The sequence below is a fragment of the Actinomycetota bacterium genome, from assembly GCA_014360645.1.
Classification (GTDB): domain Bacteria; phylum Actinomycetota; class Geothermincolia; order Geothermincolales; family RBG-13-55-18; genus Solincola_B.
On the sequence record JACIXD010000007.1, the window covers coordinates 56,780 to 82,284 of the forward strand.

Genomic DNA, 25,505 nt, shown 5'->3' on the forward strand with positions numbered 1-25,505 from the left:
GCGATCAACCCTCTTCGCTGAGCTTCACCAGCTTCTCGTACTCCGCCGTGGTGTGTTCCTGGATGGCCTCGATGTCCTCGTCGGTGAGGTGCCGGAAGCGCCCCTGCCCCGCGATATATTCCCGCACGGGGAGGATGGGCTCCGGCCGGTAGGTGAGGCGGTACTTCCCGTACTCGCATTCGTAGAGCGGGAACACGCAGGTGTTCACGGCCAGGCGCCCGTACCTGATGGCCTCCTCGGAGGGGATGCGCCAGCCCGTGGGACATACCGAGAGGATGTGCAGATACGCAGGCCCCTTGATGGAGGCGGCCTTCTCCACCTTCTCCATGAGGTCGAAGGGAAAGCTGGGACAGGCGGTGGCCACGTAGGGGATGTTGTGGGCGATGGCGATCTTCGGCAGGTCCTTTTTCTGGGTATGCTGGCCCTTGGAGAGCTTGCCCGCCGGGCTGGTGGTGGTGCTTGCTCCCCAGGGGGTGGCGCTGGAGCGCTGGATGCCGGTGTTCATGTAGGCCTCGTTGTCGTAGCACACGTAGATGAAGTCGTGGCCGCGCTCCAGGGCCCCGGAGAGCTGGCCCATGCCGATATCGGCGGTGGCGCCGTCGCCGCCCATGGCCACGAAGTTGATCTTCTTGGGAGGGAGCTTCCCCTTGCGCATCATGGCCTTCATGCCGGACTCGCAGCCGGTGATGACCGCGGAGGCGTTCTCGAAGGCCACGTGGATCCAGGGCACCTCCCAGGCGGTGGTGGGCAGCGGCGAGGAGACGATCTCCATGCAGCCCGTGGCCATGGCCACGATGGTGTTGCGCCCCAGGGCCTTCATGACCAGACGCACCGCCAGCGCCTCGGCGCAGCCCTGGCAGGCGCGATGCCCGGAGGCGAAGAATTCGCCCTTCTCGACCAGTCTCGCCGCATATACCGAGTACTTGTCCATACCTCGCTCCTCACCCGCGCAGGCCGTAAAGCGTGAAACCGGCGATATCTCCCCGCTCGGCCTTTTCCTTTCCCTCGAGGATGATGGCCTTGAAATCCTCCACCGTAACGTCCCTTGAAGCCAGCCCCGCCACGTAATCCACGATCGCCGGCGCCTGCGGCCTACGGTACATGGCGCTCCTCAGCTCCAGGGCCACCGGGCCGCCCGGGCCGCCGAAGCTGATAGCGCGGTCCAGCACGATGAGGGCCTTTTTCCCCTCCGTCACCCGGTACAGTTCGTCGAAGGGGAACGGCCGCCACAGGCGGAGCTTGATGACCCCCGCCTTCTCTCCCTGCTCCCTCAGCTCGTCCACGGCCGCCATGGCCGTCTCGCCGAGCGATCCCATGGTGACTATGCAATATTCGGCGTCGTCGGCCCGGTAGGTCTCCACGGGGTGATAGCGCCGTCCGGTAAGGCCTTCCCACTCCTCCCACGCTTTGATGCAGGTGGCATAGGATCCCACCAGAGCTTTCTCGCGGGCCATCTGCGCCTCGGTGTAGATCTCGGGCATGGCGAAGCAGCCCATGGAGACCGGGCTGTCGGGGTGGAGCGCTTCCTCCATCCTGAACTCCGGGATGTAGCGCCGGACCAGCTCGTCGTCCTCGAATTCGATGGGCTCGATCATGTGGGTCATGATGAAACCGTCGATGTTGATGGCCACCGGCAGCCGCACCGCGGGGTCCTCGGCCACCCGGAAGGCCCAGAACACGTGGTCGTAGGCCTCCTGGCCGTTCTCGACGAAGACGTGTATCCAGCCGCCGTCGCGCACCATCATGGTGTCGGTGTGGTCGTTCCAGATGGAGAGCGGCGCGGACAGGGAGCGGTTGGCAAGGGCCATGACCACCGGCAGCCGCATGGCCGAGGCGATGAAGAAGATCTCCGCCATCAGCGCCAGGCCCTGCGCGCTGGTGGAGGTGAAGGTGCGCGCCCCCACCGCCGCCGCGCCGCAGCATACGCTCATGGCCGAATGCTCGCTCTCCACGGGCACGAACTCCGCGTCCAGGTGCCCGTCGGCCACCATCTCGGAGAGGTGCTCCACGATGTGGGTCTGGGGGGTGATGGGGTAGGCCGCTATCAAGTCGCAGTCCGCCTGCCCCACCGCCTCCGCTATGGCGAGCGATACCTCGATGCCCCTGCGTTCCCTGGCCATGTCAGCCTTCCTCGATCTCCATGGTTATACAGCCCACCGGACACTCCCTGGCACAGATGCCGCATCCCTTGCAGTACTCCAGGTCGGCCCGGAAGTGGTCGTCCTCCGTCCTGTGGATGGCCGCGTCCGGGCAGTACAGCCAGCACAGGCCGCAGCGGATGCACTGCTCCTCGTCCACCACCGGCCGCAGCGAACGCCAGCTCCCGGTCTTGTACTCCCGGGAGCAACCGGGCTCGCTGACCGCGGCACCTATCTCCAGATCCTGCCACTTTATCTCGTCAATAGGTCTGGCCACGTCCGCTTACTCCTTCAATACCAGTTCGTCGTAAGCCCGTTCCAAGGCCCTCATGTTCTTCTCCCCCAGCTTGGGCCCGAAGCGGTCCAGCATGGGCCCGCGCATGTCCTCCACCTCCAGCAACCCGGTGGCCTTGATCACCGCCCCCAGCATGGTGGTGTTCACGATCACCCGCCCCAGCTCCTCCCGGGCGATCTGGTCGGCGTTGACGGTGCCGACGCGGCAGGAGAAACGGCACTCGTTCATTATCTCCTCGTATGATTTCTTGGTATTGATTATCAATATGCCGTCGGGCTTCAGGCCCTCCACCGGATCGATGAGGGTCAGAAGCCCCGAGTCGAGGATGACCACCACGTCGGGCTCGTAGACCTTGGCACGGACGCGGATCCTCTTGTCGTCCACCCGGCAAAAGGCCACCACCGGGGCGCCCCTGCGCTCGGGACCGAAACTGGGGAAGGCCTGGGCGTACATGCCCTTGTTTATGGCCGCCACCGCGATCAGCTCCGCCGAGGTGACCGCTCCCTGCCCGCCTCTGCCGTGAAACCTTATCTCCAGCATGTAAGCTCCCGTTAGGCCTAGTTACATTATGTCTTTTCGGTCTCGTCTCCTTCGCAGATTTAAACTATTATATCCGAATCTCCCACCGGTTCAAGCGCACGGGGTCAGATCTTCGATCTTCGACGCTAGATAGCGGGGTCGTATCTTCGATCTTCGACGCGGGTTTACTTGGATCTGCAAAGATGATGGACAACAGCGGTTTCTCAGAACCGTAAGTTACCGACATCGAAGATCGAAGATACGACCCCGCTCGGGGGAATAATATCTTCGGCGGCACGGGCCATAAGCCCTGACGGCTAAAGGAGGAGGGTATAACATGAACGGAGAGAGCAAGTGCCCGGTGACGGGCAGGGGCAACCCGCAGGCATCGGGCAGGGGCATGACCTACCGCGACTGGTGGCCGGATCAGCTGAACCTGAGGATCCTGCACCAGCATTCCGGCAAGAGCAATCCCATGGGAGAGGACTTCGACTACGCCGAGGAGTTCAAGAAGCTCGACCTGCAGGCGGTGAAGAACGACCTCTACGCCTTGATGACCGACTCGCAGGAGTGGTGGCCGGCAGACTACGGCCACTACGGGGGGCTCTTCATCCGCATGGCCTGGCACAGCGCTGGCACCTACCGCATCGGCGACGGCCGCGGGGGCGCGGGCACCGGCAACCAGCGCCTGGCACCCGTCAACAGCTGGCCAGACAACGCCAACCTGGACAAGGCCCGCCGGCTGCTCTGGCCCATCAAGAAGAAATACGGCCGCAGGATCTCCTGGGCCGACCTCATGATCCTCGCCGGCAACTGCGCCCTGGAGTCCATGGGGTTCAAGACCTTCGGCTTCGGCGGGGGGCGCGTGGACGTCTGGGAACCCGAGGAGGACATTTACTGGGGCTCCGAATCCGAGTGGCTCGGGGACCAGCGCCACGGCGAAGGGGAGGAGCTGGAGAATCCCCTCGCCGCCGTGCAGATGGGCCTCATCTACGTGAACCCGGAGGGTCCGGGCGGCAAGCCCGACCCGGTGGCCTCGGGCCGCGACGTGCGCGAGACCTTCGCGCGCATGGGTATGAACGACGAGGAGACGGTGGCGCTCAAAGCCGGTGGCCATACCTTCGGCAAGTGCCACGGCGCCGGCCCCGCCTCCCATGTCGGCCCCGAGCCCGAGGCCGCCCCCGTCGAGGAGCAGGGCCTGGGCTGGAAGAGTACCTACGGCAGCGGAAAAGGCGGAGACACCATCACCAGCGGCATCGAGGGCGCCTGGACGCCCAACCCCACCCGCTGGGACATGGGTTACTTCAACGTCCTCTTCAAATACGAATGGGAGCTGGTGAAGAGCCCCGCGGGCGCCTGGCAGTGGGTGGCAAAGGACGTCGACGAGGAGGATATGGTGCCGGACGCGCACGACCCTTCGAAAAAGCATGCCCCCATCATGACCACCGCGGACCTCTCGCTGCGCTTCGACCCCGTCTACGAGCCCATCGCGCGCCGCTACCAGCAGAACCCGGAGGAGTTCGCGGACGCCTTCGCCCGCGCCTGGTTCAAGCTCACCCACCGTGACATGGGGCCCCGCTCCCGCTACCTCGGACCGGAGGTCCCGGAGGAGGAGCTGATCTGGCAGGACCCGGTGCCCGCGGTGGACCACGAGCTCATCGACGAGGGCGACATCGCGGAGCTCAAGGCGCGGATCCTCGCCTCGGGCCTCTCCATCTCGGACCTGGTCTACGTGGCCTGGTCCGCTGCCTCCACCTTCCGGGGCTCTGACAAGCGGGGCGGCGCCAACGGAGCGCGCATCCGCCTCGCGCCCCAGAAGGACTGGGAGGTCAACCAGCCGGAGCGGCTGGCCGGGGTGTTGAGCGCGCTGGAGGGCATCCAGGCTGAGTTCAACGCCGCGCAGGCGGGCGGCAAGCGGGTCTCCCTCGCCGACCTCATCGTCCTGGGCGGCTGCGCCGCCGTGGAGCAGGCGGCGAAGAACGCCGGCTTCGAGGTCGCCGTCCCCTTCGCTCCGGGACGCACGGACGCCTCCCAGGAGCAGACCGACGTGCAGTCCTTCGCCGTCCTCGAGCCCTGCGCGGACGGATTCCGCAACTACCAGAAGAAGAAGTACGCGGTGAAGCCGGAGCACCTGCTGGTGGACCGCGCGCAACTGCTTACGCTCACCGCCCCCGAGATGACGGTGCTGGTGGGGGGCATGCGCGTCCTGGGCGCCAACTACGGCGGGTCCGGGCACGGGGTCTTCACCGCGCGGCCCGGAACGCTCACCAACGACTTCTTCGTGAACCTCCTGGACATGGGCACGGTCTGGACGCCCACCGCGGAGGACGAGGACATCTTCGAGGGACGTGACCGCGCCACGGGCGAGCTAAAGTGGACCGCCACCCGCGTGGACCTAATCTTCGGCTCCAACTCCCAGCTGCGCGCCATCGCCGAGGTCTACGCCTGCGACGACGCCGGGGAAAAGTTCGTGCGCGACTTCATCTCGGCATGGAACAAGGTGATGAACGCGGACCGCTTCGACCTCGCCTGACACCTAGCGGTCCATGACCTGATTGCGTTGAGGGGCGCCCGTCCTGCCGGGCGCCTCTTTCTTCTGCGCATGATCCCCATCAACTGCTGGAAACCGATTGACCATACGCCTCCGCTCGGATCCGGATTCGAGGGAGATCGTCCGCAGCAGGAACGCATCCTCGAGATAGCCCAGGTAAGCGTGCAGGGTGTCTTTCGCGACCGGTATTCCCTGCGTCTTCAGATCATTATCGAACTTGTTGATGCTGAATGAACCGGCAGGATTACCCAGAAGCTGTCTGACAAAATAGCGCAGCGCCAGGGTGTTTGAACCGCCTTCATAGCCCTCTCCTTTCATCCGCCGCGTTCGCAATACACGGTCGGTTTATCCATCAAGGCCTCAACCATGAGACGAGGCTCCATGCCTGTTCCTGTTCACGTCATTGCGAGAGGGCGCCTCTTTTAACGTCATTGCGAAGCGGCCTCTTCGCCGCCGAAGCGATCTGGTGGCGCCCGGCCCTCTCTATAAATCCTGTCGTCGAAGCCGCCTCAAGCACGGGGCAAGGCTTGATCCCAATGCCTGGGGTTATTCCTCGGGGTTGACGGCATAACCCAACACGTCGTGGCCTCCGGTCCAGCCGGAAGGGCCGTAGGAGAAGTACATGGGCCTCTCCACGATCACCGGCTGGGTGGAGGAGACCCTGGCCGAGGTGGGGATGCCGGGCCCGGCGTGGTCGTTCACCATCACGGTGGAGCGGGAGTTGGCCTTCACTGTGAAGGGCTCCCTGGTGATGGCGCCCCCTCCCTCCGGGTAGTAGGTGATGGTCACCACCGCGTCCGTCTCCCAGGGGTTCTGGATGCACAGCCACTCCTCGAAGCCGTACCCGGTATAGCCCTCGGCGAAGAACCAGTCGAGCGCCGGGTAGGGGGTGCCGATGACGCAGTGCCCCCGGTCCAGCCCCATCCCGCCGTGCCGGGGTAGGCAAAGTACATGGGCCGCTCGGCGAGAAAGGGCGCGCCTGAACTGAGGCGCACCGAGACGTCCTGCTCGGGCCCCACCCCCACTACGGCGTCGTTCACCAGCACCGTCTCGCGCTTTCCCGCGGGCACGGGATAGTCCCTCTCCACGGTCTCGCCCGTCCCCAGCATGTAGGTGGCGTGCACGTTGATATCTGCCGTCCCGGGGTTCTGCAGGGTGAGCCACTCCTCGAAGCCCCTCCGCGTCGTGCCCTCGGCGAAGAAATAGCCGTTCCTCAGCGAGGTGGCCCCCATCACGCAGTGCCCCCCGGTCCAGCCCCACAAAGCGGTCCCCTGGTAGTTGAAGTACATCGGCCTCTCCGCCACCACCGGCAGGGAGGAGGTCAGCTTGAGGGAGGTCTGGTACGACCCGCCGCCGAGGAGCTGGTTGACCAGGATGCTCGAGCGGCCGTGGGCGGGCACCGAGAGGCCGCCCACCACCTTCTCCCCCTCCTCCTGGGTCTGGAAGCGGAAGGTGAGCTCGGCCGGGGATTCCCAGGGGTTCATGACGCAGACCCACTCCTCGAAGCCGGGGCCGGTGTAGCCCTCGGCGAAGTACCAGGTGGTCGAGGGAGCCTCCGCCCCAACCGCGTCGTGGCCCCCCGTCCAGGCACCGCGGTAGTCGAAGTACATGGGCCTCTCGGCGATGAAGGGGGCTTCAGCCTCGCAGACGAGCGAGACCGCCCTGTCCGCCCCCGCCAGGGCGTTGACGTCCCTGGTCACCCGGCTGCGGCCGGGCACGTTGTGGATTTCTGTCCTGGGCGGACCGTCCCCGAAGAGGTAGGTCACCCTGACATCTACGGGGACGTTCGAGGGGTTGCCCAGGCACAGGTACTCCTGAAAACCCGCCCCGGTGTAACCCTCGGCGAAGAAGAAGCGGTAGGGGGCGGCCAGCTCCTTGCGGAATACCTGCTCCGTCGTGGTGGGCGTGGGGATGAGGTTGGTGGCACTTGAATGAAAGGCGACGTACCTGCCGTCGCCGGAGATGACCGGGTACTCGGAGTGGTCGTCGCCCTGCACCCCCGCCGCGCTCGCGGAGACCAGCTCCATCTTCCAGGTCACCAGGTCCTTGCGGAAGATGTCCAGCTTGCCGTTGGCGTCCCCGTCAACCAGGTTGGTGGCGTTGGACTGCAGGGCCACATATCGACCGTCTTCCGAGATGGAGGAATACTGGGAGCCGAGGTCTGCCGGGTTCCCCACGGCATCCGAGGAGACGAGCACGATGGCCCCACTCACCATGTCCTTGCGATAGACCTGACCGGCGGGCACGCCCGGGATGAGGTTGTCGGCGTTGGAGGTGAAGGACACGAACCTGCCGTCGCCAGAGCAGGAGGGAAATCCGTTGCTCATATTGGACTCCGCCCCCGCCGCGTTCGCGGAGACCAGCGCGACCTCCCCCGTCTCCATGTCCTTGCGGAAGATCTCCCGCCCGGAGGTGGCCGGCGCGACCAGGTCGGTGGAGTCGGAGGTGAAGCACACGAACCTGCCGTCGAGGGAGATATCCGGCTCGAAAGGATGGACGACACCGTTCCCCTGCGCCCCCGCCGCATTCGCCGAGACCAGCCTCACCTCCCCCGTCTCCGTGTCCTTGCGGAACACCTGCAGCCCCGAGGTGGCCGGAGTCACCAGGTTGGTGGCACGGGAATTGAAGGCCACGTAGCGCCCATCCGCCGAGATGGAGGATAAGCTGGAGGGGTGGTTCCCCTGCGTCCCCGCCGCGTTCGCCGAGACCAGCCTCACCTCCCCCGTCACCATGTCCTTGCGGAACACCTGCTGCTCCGAAGTGCCCGGCGTCACCAGGTTGGTGGAGTCGGAATAGAAGGCGACGTAGCGCCCGTCCGCAGAGATGGCGGTGGTGGTGGAGAAGCCGTTTCCCTGCTCGCCCGCCGCGTTCGCCGAGACCAGCCTCACCTCCCCCGTCTCCGTGTCCTTGCGGAACACCTGCAGCCCCGAGGTGGCCGGAGTCACCAGGTTGGTGGCCCTGGACCTGAAGGCGACGTACCTTCCGTCCGAGGATATGACGGGGCAGCTGCTCGCCGAATTCCCCAATGTGCCCGCGGCTTCCGAGGATACCACCGCGATGTCCCCCGGCGCGGCCTGTGCGCTCCCCGCCGGCAGCGCCAGGAGCAGAAGCGCCAGCAGCAGAGGCATCGTCGACTCGAGCAAGGCCGCATAACGCCTTTTACGGGGCGGGCCGCTGCTCACCCGGCCCCGCTTACAGCCGACTTTCCCACGCGTGCTCATCTCCCGAACCTCCTCGAAGAAACGAAATAAATATCCGTCTGGCGGCGTTGGGATATCCCTGGTGAAGCGGGCGCATAGCGTGGCCTGTTGTTCATAGGGTTCCGCGGATACCGCGGATAATATCCCCGCACATCCCTGTTTCATGCCTGATCGTTTTTACCCCTAAACGGGTTCTCGTAAACCGCCGCGCGCCGGCCTTTGTCTGACCGCTCCCAGGCACGAGGCGAGGCTTGGAATGATGAAGATCTGACGCCTCCGAAATAAAGCGCACCCGATTTCCTTGGACATCAAGTCATCCATATTCCGTGTCCGAGTAAATCGAGTGCGCTATAACATCATGATCTTGGCATCATGCAGCGACTTCGGCACTTGACTCTGATCCCTAAGGAGAACAAGCGCCACAGCGCTTGATCGATACGCCTTTGCACATCATCGATCCGCTGCGTCGAACTCTGCCCTGGTTAGCCATGCGTCGAATAATGTCGGGTTAGCGCGTCGGGTTTCGCTAGCAATAGAGACGGCGGTTGTACGGCATCCAGCGTTCCTGCCCGCGCTCAGGAGCCCAGCCACCACCATGGGACCGCGACGACCTTGCGGTGGAGCCTGCGGATGGCGCTCCCAGCATGTACCAGCACGCCCCGTATCGCCCTGGGGTGTTCTTCAAGGAAAGCGAGGAGGTTCTTGATGTCGTTGTATGAAGGCCGGGTGGTCAACTTGACCTCGACCGCCACCAGGTCCCTGCCCTGCTCCAGGACGAAATCCACCTCCCTGCCTCCGGTGGTCCGCCAGAAATAGATCCCCGTGCGCGGGACCTGCAGCTCCGCGTCCGCGCGCAGTTGCAGATAAACCAGGCATTCGAAGAGGCCGCCCAGCTCGCGCCCTTCACGCAGGGAATCGAGGTCGTGATAACCGGCAAGAAAGGCGTTCAGCCCCGGATCGACAATATATCCATATCGCTATCTTGTCAGATACAGTCTTTAGCATCCGGCAAAGCCTCCGTGAAACCCTTTGTAGCGCCGCTTTGGCATAAAAAGGATTCTATGTCATCATGACCGGCTCTTGAGACGGGATTTCTGGTTGTCGCCGAGGGAAAATCTAGTCGACGTCAAACAACCTGGGAGTTCATCGACCTTCTCGAGTACCAGGAGGATGTTTTAGGGCTGAACGTCGACCAGGCAACGCCCGATGCGCTGAGGCCGCAATCCAAAGAAAGGACCCTGAGAGAGGTAGCCTATATATATATATATATGAGACTGACCTTACCTGCTTTTCCTTGAATGCATACTGAGCTCCACCCAGAAGATAGAGGATTATGTCGGCGGCATGTCGTTCGAGGATTTCCCGGGCGACAACAGGACGGTGGACGCCGTGCTCAGAAACCTGGAGATAATCGGCGAAGCTTCGAAGAATATCCCGCCCGAGATCCGAGAAGGACATCCCGATAACCCTGGGGGAGAATGACGGCCTCAGGAATATCGTATCCTACGAGTATTTCGGCATCGACCTCTCCATAATATGGCGGATCATCACCGTCAACCTACTGCCGTATCCAACTGTCTTGACTATTTGTTGATCAGCAGCATTCGCAGGCTTTCATATTGATTTGGCCATTTGTCTGGAAATCCCCCGTTCTTCTTGCTTCTCGGTTGCTCTTGGTCTTGCTCGCTTGAGCACAGCTATATCGACTATCTGTTGACCGAAGCCGCGCTATTGCGGGTCCAGTTCCTCGATGAATTCCTTGAATATCTCGAATGCATACCGGCGGAACTGCCGATCATCCCATCCCGGAAAAGCGTTTGGTGGTCTCTGGCGGAATACCATCCAGATCCCCTTGGCATTGGGATTCCCGAAATAATCGGCCATATTCGTCAGGAAAGACTTGAACCACTTTGCATGGGTGGCGCTCGAACGCCTGAGAGTACTGAGTTCCTCCAATATCTCTGGCTTTAATTCGGGACATCGCGCCAGTATATCGAAGATGTAGTAGAGATCTTTTTCCTTCTTGGCCGCTACCTGGCGCCTGGGGAACGTCAGTCCCTTGTTGAAGATGAAGGCCCCCGGTGAAGGTACCAGTAGTGCGGCTGGTGCAGTTACACTGTGAAGCGGATGGTCGTCTATCACGACTTCCATGGCGTTGGAAACGATGATGTCGGCATATCTTAATGGGAGAGCAAGCAGGTTATCCTGAACCTCGATGGCCCTATCCCCTCCCCTTCCGGTCTTGGAGGTGAAGAACTCCAACTCGAGGTGGTTGCCCTCGATCTCTCCCGAGTAGATGTATGCCGGTCGTGGCGAGGAGTCGCGTGGCTCGGGGTGCAATCCCGCATCCAAGAGTAGCTCGTTGAGGTTCTTGCCTTTGTTTGCGATCCGCCTTGCAACCATCAAATCGAATTCCTTGGTCAGTAACGGGGTCCTGGCCTTATCTCCCAAAAGATAGTGATAGTAGATAAGAGGCGCCCAACCACCCGCGAAGACGACCTCGGAGAGATACTCGCCAAGGATTTCAACGACTTTGAACAGGCTGTGCTTGAAGGTCTCCTCCACCGTGTATCATCCCTCGATGAGTCTTTTCAACCGGTGCTTGTAAAGATATTCAGCCTGTTCCAGTCCCCGCAAAGGATACTTATAGAGGTCGAGATATAGTTGTAGATCCGATACGACCCAGAGACCGTCTACCTGATGCATCCCATGGAAGGCTGAGTGCTTGTAGTACGGGTAGCATAAAATGACGTTTGCCCCTCTTTCTACTTCTCTCAACTTAAGCCGTTGCTCAAGGGATTTCCGTCCGCTCTCATCCCTCAGATATATATGCACCTCGTTATAGATGGAATGAGGAGCCACCAGGTTGGCTCCGGCCTGGAAGGACAGGGCGTATGATATGCCTTTATACCTCCCCACATCGCGCAATCTGTCGAGTATCTCCCCGGGATTCCCAGCCAGGCAGAAATAGCCGTGTTCCTCGTTCTTGCGGTAGTCATATACGCTCGCCCAGTCCTCGAGAAGGCTTTTCGCATCCAACAACTTGTACTTGTTGCCCTCTTTTCCAAAATAGCCCCTCATCTCAAGCTCCCTCATAATGCGGGAGACAAATCCCGGGTCTAGATCAGCTGCTTGGGCCACCTCTCTGACGCCCCATGGCCTGCCCCTCTCTTCAAGAGCCGCCCTGAGTATCAGTGATGCTTTATCGGAGAAAGGCCCGCGCCCCAGCCTTCTTTCCGGATACCTGTCAGGAAAGCCCTCACGTTCTATATATATTCCTTCGTGCACGATATAGGCGTTCCCTGAAAGGTCGATGAAAGAGATCCCGGCGTCCTTGCACTCCTCCCTCTTCTCCTTGCTGAGGTAATCCGACAGGATCAGCGGGACAAAGCCACCATCCCGATGGGCATAGGACACAAGTCTTGCCAGTTTGCCCCGCAATATCGCCGAACTCCTTGATGGAAGCACATCAATGGCTGCCCTGAATCCCTTGCCGTTTATTGATATCGAAGCGACATAATCGGGTGACAGGGCTTCTCTTTTCCTGGCAGGGGATATCCCGAACTTCAACCCAGGAACGGGAAGGATCTCCCCGATGCCATTCTTTAATCCGTCGACGATTTCCGCCTCTTTCATTGTTGCTCCTATATATAATGTTGTCCTTATGGGCATCATAATATATTATGGCAACATTCGCGTCAAGGCTTGGGCGTTCCCCCGAGCAGTCCATCAGTTGGAGTGTCGGGTTAGGTCGTGAAGGGCAGAGATTCCTTCCCATAATGAATGACAGTTTCCTGAAAAAACGACCAGGTCAGAGGAATATCCCTCTGACCTGCGCTTTTATCCCTGGTGGGGGAGGATGGATTCGAACCATCGAAGGCTGCGCCAACGGATTTACAGTCCGTCCCCTTTGGCCACTCGGGTACTCCCCCGCATAAGCTCTTCTTGACTATCCGCCCCGTCTCGGACGCGCTTCCTCTCGTAGTTGCGTATTGATATTAATAGATCTTGTTCCCGGATCCTCTAACGCTCGACCGAGGTCCTCTCGCCTCAATCCTCGAGGCACCGTTGCAAATTATCGTAAATGGGAAAGACTTTGTCCAGACCGGTTACCGTGAACACTTTGCGGATATTCCGCTTGCTGCATATCAGCTTTATGCTCCCGCCCTCCATGCTCGTCTTTTTCAACGCCGCGACCACCACCCCCAACCCGGTGGAATCCATGAACTCCAGGCCGTTCAGGTCGATGACGATGTCCTTCCGCCCGGACTCGATGACCTCGTACACCACCTCTTTGAACCTGGTGGAGGTGGAGAGGTCTATCTCACCCTCCAGAGTGATCACGGGAACGCCGTTCAGCTCCTCGACCTGAGTGCGCAGGAAAACTCCCCCTGGCTCGTTCAATTCATCTCCTTCCCTGTGGTATCCCTGAACCTCGGTGCTACTTTACAAGTTTATCATGCCCGGGCAATCATCCTACAGGCTGCCGTCGGTCCTGCCGTGTTGCCCGCTATCCCCACTGCAAGAAATGCGGAGTCCCCCGGAAGGTTACCCGCCCCGATACGGCGCCTCACCGGCGGAACCCCGCTCGCCCGAGCTGCTCTACCCCTTTTCCCTCAGGCACGCAAGGCCCTCCTCCCCGACGCCCCTCAATCGCCATATCCCGTCCAGATATCCCGTCCGAACCACCGCCCGATGGGGCGGCACGCCGCTAAGAGACCGTCTTCTCCGCACCCTCTTTCGCTCTCCCCCGCTGCCGGCTACCGGCGATCAGGCAGGAAAGCCCTCTCCTCGGCGCAAGCCCGCCTTATCTATTGCTGCGAAAAAATGCTCCCCGCCTCCGCGGCTGGGACCGGGGAAGCGCAGCTCAGTCCAAGGTAATCGTTCGAGACAGGTTGCGTTATCAATGCCGTTGTCGATGATCAATGTCCCTGTTTCGGCGGTTTCAGAAGCCTCCGAGAAGGGAAAATAGATTGTGTTCCGGCAGGTGAGAACACGGAGGCAGGCAAGCGCGGCGCCGTGACCCGTATCTCTCAGGCCTCCGCTCCGCCACCGGGCTGCATCTCGAGAGATAGGCGGGCGGGTCCGGCGGTAGACGGCGTGATGGGAGAAGGCGGGACCGAGGGCGGCCATTAAAAAAGGGCCGCCAGGGGGAGAGTGAGGTGCTTTGGGTGACAACGGGGAAGTTATCCGTCTGAGGGTGCCCGCGGAGCAGTTCTCGCGGCAGCTCATCAGGCTGGCTGTCTACCTCGTGGCCAGCCGCATGGATTTCAACCTCGCGCAGCTCGAGGACCTGCGCATCGCCATCGACGAGGCCAGCAATTACGCTCTGGTGCATTCCGCCGAACGGTCCAACCTCGAAGTTGAAATACAACCGGGCAAGGAGTACCTTGAAATCGTGGTGACTTCGCGGTTGTCCGAGAACGGCGAAGCGCGCGCGGTGGTGCCGGAGTCCTTCAGCCGAATGATCATGGAGTCCGTAGTGGACGCCGTGGACCTGGAACGGGGGGAATCAGTCTGCCGCATCTCCCTGCGTAAGAAACGGGAGCAGTAGCCGGGCTTGCCGCAGCGCGACGCCGCCGGGAGGAGTTGCGTCCTTGCGGGAAGACGAGGATAAACGCCAGGAAAGACGACGCCGGGTAAGGGAGCTCTTCGAGGCCTTGAGGAGAACCGGCGACCCTTCCATCCGCGACGAGCTCATCTCCCTCAACATACACCTCGTGGAATACCTGGCACGCAAGTTCGCCAACCGGGGCGAGCCACTTGAAGACCTCCTTCAGGTGGGGTACATCGGCCTCATCAAGGCCATAGACCGCTATGACCTGGACCGCGGCGTGGAGTTCAGCACCTACGCCACCCCCACCATCGTGGGCGAGCTGAAAAGGTACTTCCGGGACAAGGGTTGGGCCATCCGCATCCCACGCCGCCTGCAGATGCGCGACCAGGAGCTGAACCAAGCCATAGACGCCCTGACGCAGGAGCTGCGGCGCTCCCCCACCTTAAAGGAGATCGCGGATTACCTGGAGACCAGCCTCGAGGAGGTGGTGGAGATACTGGAAAGCGCACACGCCACTAACTACCTCAGCCTGGACAGCATATACGGCGAGGGCTCCGAGGACCGCGGCTTCTGTCTCCTGGATTACCTGGGCGGAGACGACGACGAGTTCTCCCTTGCCGAGGACCGCGATACCCTGGAAAAGCTCATCGCCTGCCTTTCGGAAAGAGAGCAAAGGGTCGTCTATATGCGTTTCTTCCGCGGCATGACCCAGATCGAGATCGCCAGGGAACTCAACATCTCCCAGATGCACGTCTCCCGCCTCCTGCGCAAGATACTGGATAAGCTGCGCGGCGAGCTCTCGCTGGATAGGGAGGAGCTCAGGTAAGGGGGCCTATCCAACTTTTGAGTTGGACTTACTCCGCTACGGCTCGCTGGTGAGGGAGGAGCTCCAGTAAAGGGAACCCGCAACCTGGAAAAGGGAAGGCATGCGGCGCTTTGCTCGCTTTGGGGGTTGGGAGCTCGAGGGACGGGCTTCCGCATGTGGATTCTCGGTCATGCCGGTGGGTGGACGTGAGGCGCTTTGCTCGCTTTGGGGGTTGGGAGTTCGAGGGACGGGCTTCCGCATGAGGATTCTCGGTCATGCCGGCGGGTGGACGTGAGGCGCTTTGCTCGCTTTGGGAGGGGGTTCCTATATAAGATTTCGGGAACGCCAACTGGTCATCGTGCAGCGCGTTGCTTGCCCTGCGGTGAGGGCCTCCAAGAGCAACGCCCGCTGCATGGGTCTATTCATCCTCGAAGAGCGGCGCCTGGACGTCTCCCCCGCCCAGGGGTGACACCCGCTCCGAGGGCAGCATGCCCGCGAGCATCACCGCGTTGCGGGGCGCCTTACCTCGGTAATGGTTGTTGAAGATGGCGTAGGTCCTCTCGGCCCCGTCATCCAGCTCCAGAAGGCCCGGCACCCACTCCGCCAGCTCCTCCTCGCTGTAGAGATAATCGTACCTCTCCCATGACTCCCGTTTGCGGTCCCACCAGGTCTCGTAGTTGCGCCCGTGGAAGCGCACGTACCCTATATCCCCGGTGAGGATGACGTGGGGCTTCACCAGCCCCTTCAGGCGGGGTTCGTCCACGCAGCAGAAGCCCAGGCGGAGTTCCCTCAGCAGCTCCAAGGTCTGGTCGGTGACCCACCCCTCGTTGCGGAACTCCACCACCACCTCCTGCGCGGGAAGGCGCTCGCGCAGGAGGCGCAGGTATTCCCGGTTGGCCTCGTTGTTCTTGAATCCCCAGGGGAACTGCGCCAGTACGCAGGCCAGCTTGCCGTTGTCCTCCAGAGGCCTGAGGACCTCGCGGAAACGCTCGAAGTCCCCGGCGTTGTCCTCGTAGGCATGGGTCAAGCCCTTGTAGGCCTTGACGATGAAGCGGAAATGTGGGGAGGTGCGCCTGGCCATGGAGAGCATGCTCTTCGGGGACGGGAGGGCGTGCCAGGTGCTGTTGATCTCCACCACGGGAAAGCGAGCGGAATAGTACTCCAGCATGTACTTCCTGTCCATACCCTCGGGATAGAACGCCCCTTTCCAGTCCTGGTAGCTGAACCCCGCCGTACCGATAAAGATCATCCCGCCTCGCCCCCTGCCTCGCCGTCCTGCACCGACCGGCCTCTCTCCGGTATCGCGCCCTCTGAGAGGCACCCCCGGAGCCGCCGTGCAGGCTCCCGCCGCACGTCACCCTAACGGTTTTGCGCCCTTTCCCGCAGTATAATCGAAATCCCCGCCACCGGTGAGGCGGCGGGGATGGTCGGATGTCCCGGGGCTACTAGTTCTCAAGGATCTTGACGTCGTCTATGGCGACGTCCACGTAGCTGTAGGCGACCCTCTCGTCCACGTTGCGGCGGTTCTTGAAACGGAAGAGAAAGACGGTGGGGTAGACGCCCTCGACGATGCCCTCCTTCTCCTCCCAGTGGGTTTTGGGCTTGGACTCCTTAACGGAGATGCGCACTACCTTTCCCACCAGGCCCTTCATGGTCTCCATGATGTCCGTGATGTTGGTGGTCTCGATTCCCGTCGGCTTCATCCTGTCTATCACCTCTGCTCTTCCCGGATATACAGAAAAAACATTTTACCACCGTTTTTCCTGTACCGCCAGCATTTATCATATTATATGGACGGAAAATACGGCGATTATGTTCCGCCAATTTTCCTCAACCCGGACAATTCTTCGCCGGGCTGAGCCCGGTTTCCTCTATTTTCCCCGCGTGCCCGCGAAAAACCGACGCGGTCGGAAAAACAGGTTACTTATTAAGTTTAGCATCTTTTCCTGAAAACCGCATCATACGGCGGTGAAGGCCCTTCCCGCGTGCCCGCGAAAAACCGACGCGGTCGGAAAAACAGGGTTCTTATTAAGTATAGCATTTTCCTGAAAACCTGAAAACCGCATCATAAGGCGGTCTCTCAAACTTTTTCAACCCAAAGCGCCTACTGAAGTTACAGCATCATAAGGCGGTGAAGACTCCCATCAGGGGCGCTGGTGCGCTACCGACCGCCCCATCCGGAGGGCTGCACCGCGAGGTCCCCGGGCGCAGGCACTTGACGAGCAAAGAATACGGCCTCCAGCTCTCGGCCCGGCCTGGGTCGAGCGCACGGGAGTACAGGTGCGCGACGGGGTAGAGTATGCGGCTCCGTTCGACTCCCCAAGTGCGGCCTTACCGTGAGGCCAGGGAGCGCAGGTATTCGACCGCCTCCCTCAGGGTGGATACCCCGTGGAGCTCCATGTCCGTGGATATCCCGGCCAGATCATCCTGGTTTCCCAGGGGGTATATGAAGACCTCCGCTCCTTCGCTTTCCGCGGCGCGGATCTTCATGGGCAGGCCACCGATGGGCCCCACCCCGCCGTCCAGGGTTATCTCCCCCGTTCCGGCCACCTTTTTGCCCGCCGTGAGATCCAGGGGAGTGAGGGCATTGACCAGGGAGAGGGTCATCATCAACCCCGCGGAGGGGCCCCTGACCGTTTCCAGGTCCCAGTTCACCCTGACTCCGGTAGAGTAGGTGAAATAGTCCCTGATGGAGACGCCGATCACCCTGCGCTCCAGCGCAGGTTCGTATACCGGCACCATCTCCACCACCCGCTCCTCCTCCTGCAGGAGCGAAGCCAGGTCGGGCCTCTTCTCGCTGCCGTCGGTGGGCGCCTGCGCCGCCTCCTTTACCCTCTGCCCGTCAAGGGCCCTAAGGGTGAGGGCGACATTTTCCCCCTCCGGTGCCGCGTTGATGAGGGAATTGAGGCTTCCTCCGTCCGTGACCGGCTCGCCGTTCACAGCCACGATCACCTCTCCCGCCCGCACCAAGCCCTGGGCGGGATAGCCTCCGGCCACCGCCACCACCAGCGCCCCCATCCCCCACACCTCCACAGGGACGCCTACTTCCCGCAGGCCTGCCACGGTGGCGGTGTCCTGGCTCACGAAGGTGATGGCGGTATCCACGATATCCTGTACCTCGGTGTCCAGCTCATCCCCCAGGTAATCCCGCACCCTGATGACGTCCAGCCCGCCGTCAAAGAGGGAGAGCGCGCAGTCGATGAGGTTTGATTCCTGGATGGACACCGAGGTGAGCAGCAGCTCCCCCTCCGGCTTGAAGGTCTCGGCGCCCTCCACCTCCAGGTCCGCCTGGAGGTCGAAGGCCGGCCCGGGACTCTCCAGCAAAAACCCGGAGGGGACCACCATGACCATGAATGCCAGCGGCAGGAGCAGGGGCAGCGCCAGCCTGACCAGGGCAATGGGGTCACATCTTCGATCTTCGATCACAGATCCAAATAGTTCCTTGCTTTGATCTTCCCATGCGCTTCATCTCTTGCCGGGCCCCCAAGCAGCCTCGGCCCTCGACCACGATTCGCAAATCGCCAGAGATCCAAACGGACCCGGTCTCCGGTTACGACACATCCATCATATTAAAAAACGATTATACGTCATCCGCCTTCTCTCACCCCGCGGCAAGGCCGGCACTCGAAACCCGGCCTCATCCAATGGGCCCGACAACCTGATTCATGGACCCATCGGCAAGAAGCCCTTCCTCGAGCCCATACACCGAAGATCGAAGATCCGACCCCATTCACATCAGAACATCCGCTTGCCTGCCGCACTTGCCGCACCTGCCCTCCTCTATCCCTACCACGACGGCGCGGTAGCCGCGCCGGCTCACCAGGAGGTTGCCGCAGGAGGGACAGAGGGTGTCGGACCCATCCCTGTCGACCACGTTCCCGAGATAGACGTAGTAGAGCTTTTCCCGCGCGATCTCCCTCGCCCGCAGCAGGGACTCCAGGGGCGTGGGCTCTACGGTCATCTTGTAGGATGGGAAATAGGCCGAGAAGTGCAGCGGGGTCTCCGGCCCCAGGGAGGCCACGAAATCCACCAGCTCGAGAAAGAGCTCGTCGGAGTCGTTGAGGGTGGGGATGACCAGGTTGGTCACCTCCACGTGTATGCCCGCCGCCTTCGCCGCCCGGCAGGTGGCTAGCACCGGCTCCAGCTTGGACTTGCAGATCCTACGGTAGAAGTCCGGGTCCATGGACTTCACGTCGATGTTCATGGCATCCACGTGGGGAGAGAGCTCCGCGAAGGGCGCGGGGTTGATGGAGCCGTTGGTGACCAGCACATTGACCAGTCCCTTTTCCCTCGCCAGTCGCGCGCACTCCAGCACGAACTCGTACCAGATGGTGGGCTCGTTGTAGGTGTACGCGATGCCTACGGACCCGTGGGCCAGGGCCTCCTCCACCGCCTGTTCCGAGGAGATCTCGGCGGTACGGGCATCGGGCTGGAGCATGTGCCAGTTCTGGCAGAAGTCGCAGTGCTGGTTGCATCCCCGCGTGCCCAGGGAATAGATGGGCGAGCCGGGATAGAAATGGTAGAGGGGTTTTTTCTCTATGGGGTCCATGCTGCGGGCCATGGCGCGGTTGTAGACCTCCGAGTAGAGCACGCCGTCCACGTTCACCCGCACCTTGCAGAACCCCCTCCGGCCTTCCGCGATCACGCAATCCTGGGGACAGAGCAGGCAGTGCACCCTGCCCTCCTCCGCCTTCTCGTAATAAAGCGCCTCTTTCATCGCCCCTCCTTTCACCCTCTCTATTCTACCCCGGGCCGGGACCCGGCTTTCAGAACAGGGCTATCACCAGGTGGGCGAGGCCCCCCAGCAGAAGGGCCAGAAGGACGGTGGAGCCGGTGATGGCCAGGGTGCTCCTTGCTCCCAACTCCTTCCAGAGGACCGCGAAGGTGGCCACGCAGGGGATATACACCGCGCACACCAGGGCGAAGACAAATATCTGCCCCCTGCTCATGAAATCCAGCAGGGAGGAGCTCTCGCTGATGCCCGGGATGGCCTGGCCGGCCAGCACCAGCAGCAGGGCCAAGGCCAGCTCCTTGCGCAGGAAGGCGAAGATGAGCGCCAGCAGGGCTACGGCGGGGATGCCCAGCCACCATTCCGCCACCGGCCGCAATGGGGTGGTCAGCCTGATGATCCACCCGCTCTCGTAGAGCAGTCCGAGCAGAAAGCTGCCCGCCACGATGAAGGGAGCCGCTATAAAGAGGAAATCCTTGAGACGCATCCAGGTCTTTTTCAACACGTTGATCAGCGAGGGGCGCCGGAAAGGGAACATCTCCATCACCAGTCCCGTGGATTCCCCCGGCATGACCCGGTTGAGGAAAAGGCCGGCCGCCAGCACCAGCCCGAAGAGCAGCGCCAATAGTACCAAGGCCGGAAGCACCCCTGCATAGCGCGACACCCCGCCCATGATCACCGCCACCCGCGCGCTGCAGGGTACTAGCACGACGAGGGAACAGGCGATGATGCGCTCGCGCCGCGTCGAGAGCACCCTCGTACCCATCACCGCCGGGACGTTGCAGCCCACGGCGGAGATGAGGGGGATGATGGCCCGGCCGTGCAGGCCCAGGCGGTGCATGACCCTGTCGGCGAGGAAGGCTATGGAGTTGAGGTAGCCGCTGTCCTCCAGCACCCCCAGGATGAGGTAGAAGACCAGCAGGTAGGGAAGGGCTATCTCCAGCACCGCCCCCAGTCCGTCCACGGCCCAGATGAGCGACCGCGCCCAAGCCCCCGTTCCGAGAAGGGATTCTATGCCCCTCGCGGCCGGCCCTCCCACCGCGCTCTCCCAGAAGCGGGAGAAGAGAGAGGCGAGCTCGCCTCCTCCCCAGAACAGGGCCAGGAAGACCAGGCCCATTACCGCCGCGGCGATGGGCAGGCCGCTCTTGAAGGAGGTGGTATATCCCCACAACCTCTCCCCCGGCCGCAACCGCTCCTGCTCCCCGCGCTCCTGGACGGCCGCCGCTATACTACCGGCAATGCCGTGGCGCTCCCGGGCGAGGATGAGGGCCGCCTTCTCCCCGTGCTCCTTCTCTATCTCCCTGGCGACGCTGCGGGCGTAGGCGGCGATCTCCGCCCCCTCTTTCTCCTCGCCCAGCGCCCCCAGAAACTCCTCGTCCTCCTCCAGCAGCAGGATGGCCAGGGCGCGGGGCGAGAGCTCCTGCGGCAGGCCCCCCATCCTCCTCTCGATGCGCCTCGCCAGCCTGCGGATACGGGACTCGAGGTCCGCGGCGTAGGAGAAGGGGATGATGGGATAGTCCTCGCTCCCCTCGGCGACGGCGAGCGCCTGGTGCATGAGCTCGTCCAGGCCGTCCCCCCTCAAGCCCACGGTGGGGACCACCGGCACCCCCAGAAGCTCCGAGAGGAGCTCGATGTCGGTGTGGATCCCTGCGCGCTCGGCTTGGTCCACAAGGTTGAGGGCGGCCACCACGGGACATCCGAGGTCCAGGAACTGCAGCAGCAGGTAAAGGTTGCGGGCGAGGTTGTTGGCGTCCAGGATGACGATGACCACGTCGGGTTTGCCCTGCAGCACCCCGCGGCGGGCCACCAGCTGGTCCTCGGAAACCGCTCCCAGGGCATAGGTACCGGGCAGGTCCATGATGCCGATGCGCCGCCCGTCCATCTCCGTCACCGCGAGGTTGAGTTCCACGGTCATGCCGGGATAGTTTGCGGTCATCACCCCCATGCCGGTGATGCGGTTGAAGATGGTCGATTTGCCCACGTTGGGGTTGCCCGCCAGGGCGAAGACGTATTCTACCTTCTCGCGGATCCTCTCCAGCTGCTCCAGGGGTCTTTCCTTCATCGCTCCCGCTTTCCGCCCTTCCATCCCCTGCCGCGCCGCGCTCCTTGAGACCCCTTCCGCGTCCAGATCTTGGATGCCACCTCCCGGCCCAGGGCATACTGGGTATCTCCCACCCTCACCAGCAGGGGTCCTCCGAAGGGAGCGATGTCGATGACCTCGATATCGGTGTCGGGCAGCAACCCCAGGGAGGCCAGGTACTGCAGGAGCTGCGGCTCCTCCTCCTCCACCCGCGCGATGCAGCCCTTCTCGTCCACGCGAAAATCGCACAGGGGCTTTATCTCCACTTCCTTGATGTGCCCGTTCTCATCCGGTATGGGGTAGCCGTGGGGACAGGTCTCGGGGTTGCCGAGCATCTCCGCCAGCTTCTCCTCCACCTCCGGGGAGAGTACGTGCTCCAGCCTGCAGGCCTCGCGGTGCGCCGACTCCCAGTCCAGCCCCAACACGTCGGTGAGGAAGCGCTCCGAGAGGCGGTGGCGCCGTACCAGGGTGCGCGCGGCGCGCTGTCCCTTGGGAGTGAGGCTTATCTCGCGGCGGGCCCGGCCCTGTCCCTTCGCCGGGCCTCCGCCGGGTCCCTTACCGTGGCCCTTCGCCCCTCCCTTCCCCAGTCCCCTACCTGGCGTTCCGGCTGCGTCGGCATAGCGCACGTATCCCTCCGTCTCTAGGCGCCGCAGCATGTCCAGCACCGTAGGGGTGGTCACCCCCAGGTATTCCGCCAGACGGGTGGGGGTCAGGGCACTCTCTTCGCAGCTCAGCTTGAACAGCGCCTCCAGGTATTCCTCCATCTTCTCGGTGATCATCCTTCTCACTCCCCGTATTACGGCCATAACCGATTACTTAGACTAATCTAATATTATCACATCGCTGATTCAATGGTTTCATGATTTACAGGATTACTCTTAATGGTTATATGAGGCCAGATAATGGAATGAACCCCGGTATGTCGGACATCGCAGGAAACCCTTATCCGGAAACGTCCCTCGCGCAGCAGTCAGCTCCGCACATGGATCTAAAGGGTCGATCCCTTCTTGGAGAGCACCGCCGATAGAGTCCTGGCGATGATCTTGAGGTCGAGCAGCAGCGACTGGTTCTGGATATAAAGGAGGTCGAACTTGAGCTTGTTTTCCGTGGTGGTGGCATAACTGCCGTAGACCTGGGCCAGGCCGGTCAGTCCCGGGCGCACGGCAAAGCGCTCATCGTAACCGGCTATCTCCTGCGAATAACGGTTTACCAGCTCTGGCCTCTCAGGGCGGGGCCCGACGAAGCTCATGTGTCCCGCCAGGATGTTCAACAGCTGCGGGATCTCGTCCAGGCGGAAGCGCCTCAGGAAGCGACCCAGCGGGGTCACCCTCTCGTCATCGGGGGAAGAGAGCACGGGGCCGGTTTCCGCCTCCGCTCCCTCGTACATGGTACGGAACTTGAGCATGGTGTATTCCCTGCCGTCCTTTCCCACCCTGGCCTGGCGGTAGAAGATGGGCCCGGGCGAGTTGGTTTTCACCGCCAGCGCGAGAAGCGCCCAGAGCGGGAAGAACACCGCCAGGAGCAGGAGGGCCATGACCACATCCAGCACCGTCTTCATGGTGCGGCGGTAACCCGGCGGCGGCTGCTTCACCAGGCTGACCAGCGGCACGTCCCCGATCCCGACCTCGTCGATGCGCCCGACCATGATCTCGTACAGGTCCGGCACCACGTCCACGCGCACGCGAGCCCTTCGCACTCTGATGAGGTCCTCTATCAACTGCCGCTCCCGCACGGGGATGGTGATGATGATGTATTTCACCTGATAGGTGGCGGCAAGGTAGGGCACCTCATCTATTTTTCCGATGACCCTGACGCCCTCGACCTCTTCCACGTCACGTTCGTCATCCCGCTTGACCGCCCCCACGATACGATATCCCAGCCTACCCTGCTTCTCGATCTCCCTCACCAGATGACGAGCTGTCTCTCCCGTCCCCACGATCAAGACCGGTACATCCCCGAAGTTGGGGGGCGCCACCTTGAGTTGCAGCAGGCGCCAGGCCAGGAGCAGCGAGACCTGCATGAACCACGTGATGACGAAGACCAAACGGGGAAAGGAGAACGATCTCAGGACGAAGGTCAGGGCCACCACCGCGAGCAGTCCGAAGGTAACGGCCTGCAACAAGGCGCCGAGGATGTTCCATCCATCCGCCATGCGCTGCTGGTCGTACCCCCCGAAGGCATAGATGAAGAGCAACTGGATGAGCGTGATCCACACGGCCATGCGGAGATAGGGATCGAAGTTGAAACGCGGGAGCGTTCCTCCGTATCGCAGCAGGAAGGAGAGGACGATCCCCGCGTTTATGAGCAGGGCGTCGAAGACGACCGTCAAGGCCACCCGGCTTCTCTTTTTCAACGCCATCACCGTTCCCACACCACCCCGCACGCAGCCCCGCGGGCAGGACTGCCGGTAATTACCCTATGGGTCAACCGTTCAACGGCGGCCTTCCTCTCCCCTGACCGACATCTTTCCGGTAGAACCTGCTTTTGAAAGACGCCGTCTGGCAGGCGGGTCATCCGCGGGTGACCTCATGGTCGAGGCCGGAATGCCGCCGCTACCTCACCTACCGTATATGATTTCGTTATAGATGTCCGCAACCCTGTCCGCCATCTGTTCGAGGTTGAACTCGGCCAGAACGCGTTCACGCGCACGTCGCCCCATCTCCTCCCGCAGAGCCCTGTCCCTGACAAGCCGCTTGATGGCGGCGGCAAGGGCTCCGGCATCCCCGGGAGGAACCACGAAACCCGTTACCCCGTCCAGGTTAGCATAGGAGGTGCCTGTGCCCAGCTCCGTGCTCACTGTAGGCTTGCCGCAGGCCTGCGCTTCCAGGAGAACCAGCCCGAAGGCCTCGCTCCTCGCCGTGGAAGGGAGGACCAGCATGTCGCAGGCGTGGTAGTAAGCTGGCATCTCTTCGTCCCTTACCCAACTCACGAGATGAAGCCTGCCGGAAACGCCCTTCTCTTCTGCCAGTCTGCGCAGTCTCTTCTCCAGGGGCCCCTTCCCGATAACCATGATATGCGCGTCCACCGAGCACATGGCCTCTATGAGGCATTCGAGTCCCTTGTAATAGACCAGGCGACCCACGAAAAGGACCAGCGGGGCATCGGAGGCAGACTCTTCCCTTATCTCGCCAGCCCTTTTCTGGATGGACGCGTTCAGCTCGAAGCGGCGAGTATCGATCCCGAAATGGACCACCCGGCATGACGACCAGAATTCCCTGAGCACCGGTGAGGTCGCGACAAGATTCGGGGACGAAACGAGGATGGCCCTGTTCCTGGCGAGGAACTCGCTCATCAGCCGCCGGTACGCGCGCAGGAAAAAACGCTGTCTGACGACGTCGCTGTGGTACCAGGTGACCATGGGAGCGCGCTTGCTCATCTTCAAGGCTGCTATCTCTCCCAGGGGAAAGGGAGAATGAAAATGGTAGATATCGGCCATGGACCGCAGCAACCGCAGCGGGAAAGTGGGGGCCAGGGGCTCGGACCATACCCTTCCCAGGCTCGCCACCCGCGTGACCTCAACCCCGTCCACCATATCCGACCGCGTGCTAAGGCCTTCGTTGCAGACGAGGGCGGAGGCTACGACGTCATCCCTGCGGTTCAGCCCCTCGCAGAGGAGCTTCACCACCTGCTC

21 protein-coding genes, 1 tRNA gene and 1 pseudogene are annotated in these 25,505 nt (G+C 62.1%); 4 read left to right on the top strand and 19 right to left on the bottom strand.

All coding sequences use genetic code 11. The features are described 5' to 3' along the window. Nucleotides 1-4 precede the first annotated feature (4 nt). From H5T74_07840 to H5T74_07855, 4 genes are read right to left on the bottom strand one after another with little or no spacing between them, the layout of a single operon-like run. Nucleotides 5-931: a pyruvate synthase subunit beta gene (locus H5T74_07840; GenBank protein MBC7230285.1), complete on the bottom strand. Its 927-nt coding sequence runs from the start codon at nucleotides 929-931 to the stop codon at nucleotides 5-7. Between the two features lie 10 nt (nucleotides 932-941). After that, nucleotides 942-2,120: a pyruvate ferredoxin oxidoreductase gene (porA, locus tag H5T74_07845; GenBank protein ID MBC7230286.1), complete on the bottom strand. Its 1,179-nt coding sequence runs from the start codon at nucleotides 2,118-2,120 to the stop codon at nucleotides 942-944. A gap of 1 nt (nucleotide 2,121) precedes the next feature. Next, complete coding sequence (locus H5T74_07850) at nucleotides 2,122-2,415, bottom strand: 4Fe-4S binding protein (protein ID MBC7230287.1); 294 nt, start codon at nucleotides 2,413-2,415, stop codon at nucleotides 2,122-2,124. 6 nt (nucleotides 2,416-2,421) lie between these two features. Then, nucleotides 2,422-2,973, bottom strand: coding sequence for a 2-oxoacid:acceptor oxidoreductase family protein (locus H5T74_07855; GenBank protein ID MBC7230288.1), 552 nt, complete (start codon nucleotides 2,971-2,973; stop codon nucleotides 2,422-2,424). A gap of 316 nt (nucleotides 2,974-3,289) precedes the next feature. Between H5T74_07855 and katG the strand changes: the two genes are divergently transcribed. Then, nucleotides 3,290-5,485, top strand: a complete 2,196-nt coding sequence (katG, locus tag H5T74_07860) for a catalase/peroxidase HPI (protein MBC7230289.1) — start codon at nucleotides 3,290-3,292, stop codon at nucleotides 5,483-5,485. A 3-nt stretch (nucleotides 5,486-5,488) separates the two neighbouring features. On the opposite strand, the gene H5T74_07865 is transcribed toward katG, so the two are convergent. From H5T74_07865 to H5T74_07875, 3 genes are all read right to left on the bottom strand, one after another. After that, complete coding sequence (locus H5T74_07865; protein ID MBC7230290.1) at nucleotides 5,489-5,821, bottom strand: hypothetical protein; 333 nt, start codon at nucleotides 5,819-5,821, stop codon at nucleotides 5,489-5,491. A 467-nt stretch (nucleotides 5,822-6,288) separates the two neighbouring features. Next, nucleotides 6,289-8,646: a PD40 domain-containing protein gene (locus tag H5T74_07870; GenBank protein ID MBC7230291.1), complete on the bottom strand. Its 2,358-nt coding sequence runs from the start codon at nucleotides 8,644-8,646 to the stop codon at nucleotides 6,289-6,291. A 632-nt stretch (nucleotides 8,647-9,278) separates the two neighbouring features. Continuing rightward, nucleotides 9,279-9,668: a DUF4143 domain-containing protein gene (locus H5T74_07875; protein ID MBC7230292.1), complete on the bottom strand. Its 390-nt coding sequence runs from the start codon at nucleotides 9,666-9,668 to the stop codon at nucleotides 9,279-9,281. A gap of 379 nt (nucleotides 9,669-10,047) precedes the next feature. Here H5T74_07875 and H5T74_07880 point away from each other — a divergent pair. After that, nucleotides 10,048-10,297 (top strand): annotated as a pseudogene (locus H5T74_07880) (DUF86 domain-containing protein). A 134-nt stretch (nucleotides 10,298-10,431) separates the two neighbouring features. On the opposite strand, the gene H5T74_07885 reads toward H5T74_07880, so the two are convergent. The 4 genes from H5T74_07885 to H5T74_07900 all read right to left on the bottom strand — a co-directional run bounded on the left by H5T74_07885 (nucleotide 10,432) and on the right by H5T74_07900 (nucleotide 13,083). Further along, a complete protein-coding gene (locus H5T74_07885) occupies nucleotides 10,432-11,268 on the bottom strand; it encodes a hypothetical protein (GenBank protein MBC7230293.1) in 837 nt (278 codons plus the stop codon). Between the two features lie 6 nt (nucleotides 11,269-11,274). Next, nucleotides 11,275-12,339 (bottom strand): hypothetical protein, encoded by a 1,065-nt coding sequence (locus H5T74_07890; protein MBC7230294.1) that lies wholly within the window; start codon nucleotides 12,337-12,339, stop codon nucleotides 11,275-11,277. A gap of 211 nt (nucleotides 12,340-12,550) precedes the next feature. Further along, a tRNA-Tyr gene (locus H5T74_07895) sits at nucleotides 12,551-12,635 on the bottom strand. A gap of 118 nt (nucleotides 12,636-12,753) precedes the next feature. After that, nucleotides 12,754-13,083 carry an STAS domain-containing protein gene (locus tag H5T74_07900; protein MBC7230295.1) on the bottom strand — a complete coding sequence of 110 codons (330 nt, stop codon included), beginning with the start codon at nucleotides 13,081-13,083 and terminating at the stop codon, nucleotides 12,754-12,756. A 787-nt stretch (nucleotides 13,084-13,870) separates the two neighbouring features. On the opposite strand from H5T74_07900, the gene H5T74_07905 reads away from it, so the two are divergent. Then, nucleotides 13,871-14,257, top strand: coding sequence for a hypothetical protein (locus tag H5T74_07905; protein ID MBC7230296.1), 387 nt, complete (start codon nucleotides 13,871-13,873; stop codon nucleotides 14,255-14,257). 43 nt (nucleotides 14,258-14,300) lie between these two features. Continuing rightward, entirely contained in the window at nucleotides 14,301-15,086 is a 786-nt protein-coding gene (locus H5T74_07910; GenBank protein MBC7230297.1) for a SigB/SigF/SigG family RNA polymerase sigma factor, read from the top strand. Nucleotides 15,087-15,483: 397 nt separating this feature from the next. Here H5T74_07910 and H5T74_07915 read toward each other — a convergent pair whose 3' ends face one another. From H5T74_07915 to H5T74_07950, 8 genes are all read right to left on the bottom strand, one after another. Next, on the bottom strand, nucleotides 15,484-16,314 hold the full coding sequence (locus tag H5T74_07915) for a DUF72 domain-containing protein (protein MBC7230298.1): 831 nt from the start codon (nucleotides 16,312-16,314) through the stop codon (nucleotides 15,484-15,486). A gap of 196 nt (nucleotides 16,315-16,510) precedes the next feature. Beyond that, nucleotides 16,511-16,768, bottom strand: coding sequence for a Veg family protein (locus tag H5T74_07920; protein MBC7230299.1), 258 nt, complete (start codon nucleotides 16,766-16,768; stop codon nucleotides 16,511-16,513). Nucleotides 16,769-17,396: 628 nt separating this feature from the next. Beyond that, nucleotides 17,397-18,491 (bottom strand): PDZ domain-containing protein, encoded by a 1,095-nt coding sequence (locus tag H5T74_07925; protein MBC7230300.1) that lies wholly within the window; start codon nucleotides 18,489-18,491, stop codon nucleotides 17,397-17,399. 304 nt (nucleotides 18,492-18,795) lie between these two features. After that, on the bottom strand, nucleotides 18,796-19,782 hold the full coding sequence (gene amrS / locus H5T74_07930; protein ID MBC7230301.1) for an AmmeMemoRadiSam system radical SAM enzyme: 987 nt from the start codon (nucleotides 19,780-19,782) through the stop codon (nucleotides 18,796-18,798). Between the two features lie 49 nt (nucleotides 19,783-19,831). Continuing rightward, nucleotides 19,832-21,856, bottom strand: coding sequence for a ferrous iron transport protein B (gene feoB, locus H5T74_07935; protein ID MBC7230302.1), 2,025 nt, complete (start codon nucleotides 21,854-21,856; stop codon nucleotides 19,832-19,834). Next, complete coding sequence (locus H5T74_07940) at nucleotides 21,853-22,653, bottom strand: metal-dependent transcriptional regulator (GenBank protein MBC7230303.1); 801 nt, start codon at nucleotides 22,651-22,653, stop codon at nucleotides 21,853-21,855. Before H5T74_07940 ends, feoB begins: the two co-directional genes overlap by 4 nt. A 209-nt stretch (nucleotides 22,654-22,862) precedes the next feature. Then, nucleotides 22,863-24,227, bottom strand: coding sequence for a sugar transferase (locus H5T74_07945; GenBank protein MBC7230304.1), 1,365 nt, complete (start codon nucleotides 24,225-24,227; stop codon nucleotides 22,863-22,865). A 204-nt stretch (nucleotides 24,228-24,431) separates the two neighbouring features. Beyond that, nucleotides 24,432-25,499 carry a glycosyltransferase gene (locus tag H5T74_07950; GenBank protein MBC7230305.1) on the bottom strand — a complete coding sequence of 356 codons (1,068 nt, stop codon included), beginning with the start codon at nucleotides 25,497-25,499 and terminating at the stop codon, nucleotides 24,432-24,434. Nucleotides 25,500-25,505: the final 6 nt, after the last annotated feature.

Bases quoted from the DNA above. Each gene is read 5' to 3' on its own strand.
- H5T74_07915 (MBC7230298.1), bottom strand. From the start codon at position 16,314: ATGATCTTTATCGGTACGGCGGGGTTCAGCTACCAGGACTGGAAAGGG.
- amrS (MBC7230301.1), bottom strand. From the start codon at position 19,782: ATGAAAGAGGCGCTTTATTACGAGAAGGCGGAGGAGGGCAGGGTGCAC.
- H5T74_07840 (MBC7230285.1), bottom strand. From the start codon at position 931: ATGGACAAGTACTCGGTATATGCGGCGAGACTGGTCGAGAAGGGCGAA.
- H5T74_07855 (MBC7230288.1), bottom strand. From the start codon at position 2,973: ATGCTGGAGATAAGGTTTCACGGCAGAGGCGGGCAGGGAGCGGTCACC.
- porA (MBC7230286.1), bottom strand. From the start codon at position 2,120: ATGGCCAGGGAACGCAGGGGCATCGAGGTATCGCTCGCCATAGCGGAG.
- H5T74_07865 (MBC7230290.1), bottom strand. From the start codon at position 5,821: ATGAAAGGAGAGGGCTATGAAGGCGGTTCAAACACCCTGGCGCTGCGC.
- H5T74_07920 (MBC7230299.1), bottom strand. From the start codon at position 16,768: ATGAAGCCGACGGGAATCGAGACCACCAACATCACGGACATCATGGAG.
- katG (MBC7230289.1), top strand. From the start codon at position 3,290: ATGAACGGAGAGAGCAAGTGCCCGGTGACGGGCAGGGGCAACCCGCAG.
- H5T74_07940 (MBC7230303.1), bottom strand. From the start codon at position 22,653: ATGATCACCGAGAAGATGGAGGAATACCTGGAGGCGCTGTTCAAGCTG.
- H5T74_07890 (MBC7230294.1), bottom strand. From the start codon at position 12,339: ATGAAAGAGGCGGAAATCGTCGACGGATTAAAGAATGGCATCGGGGAG.
- feoB (MBC7230302.1), bottom strand. From the start codon at position 21,856: ATGAAGGAAAGACCCCTGGAGCAGCTGGAGAGGATCCGCGAGAAGGTA.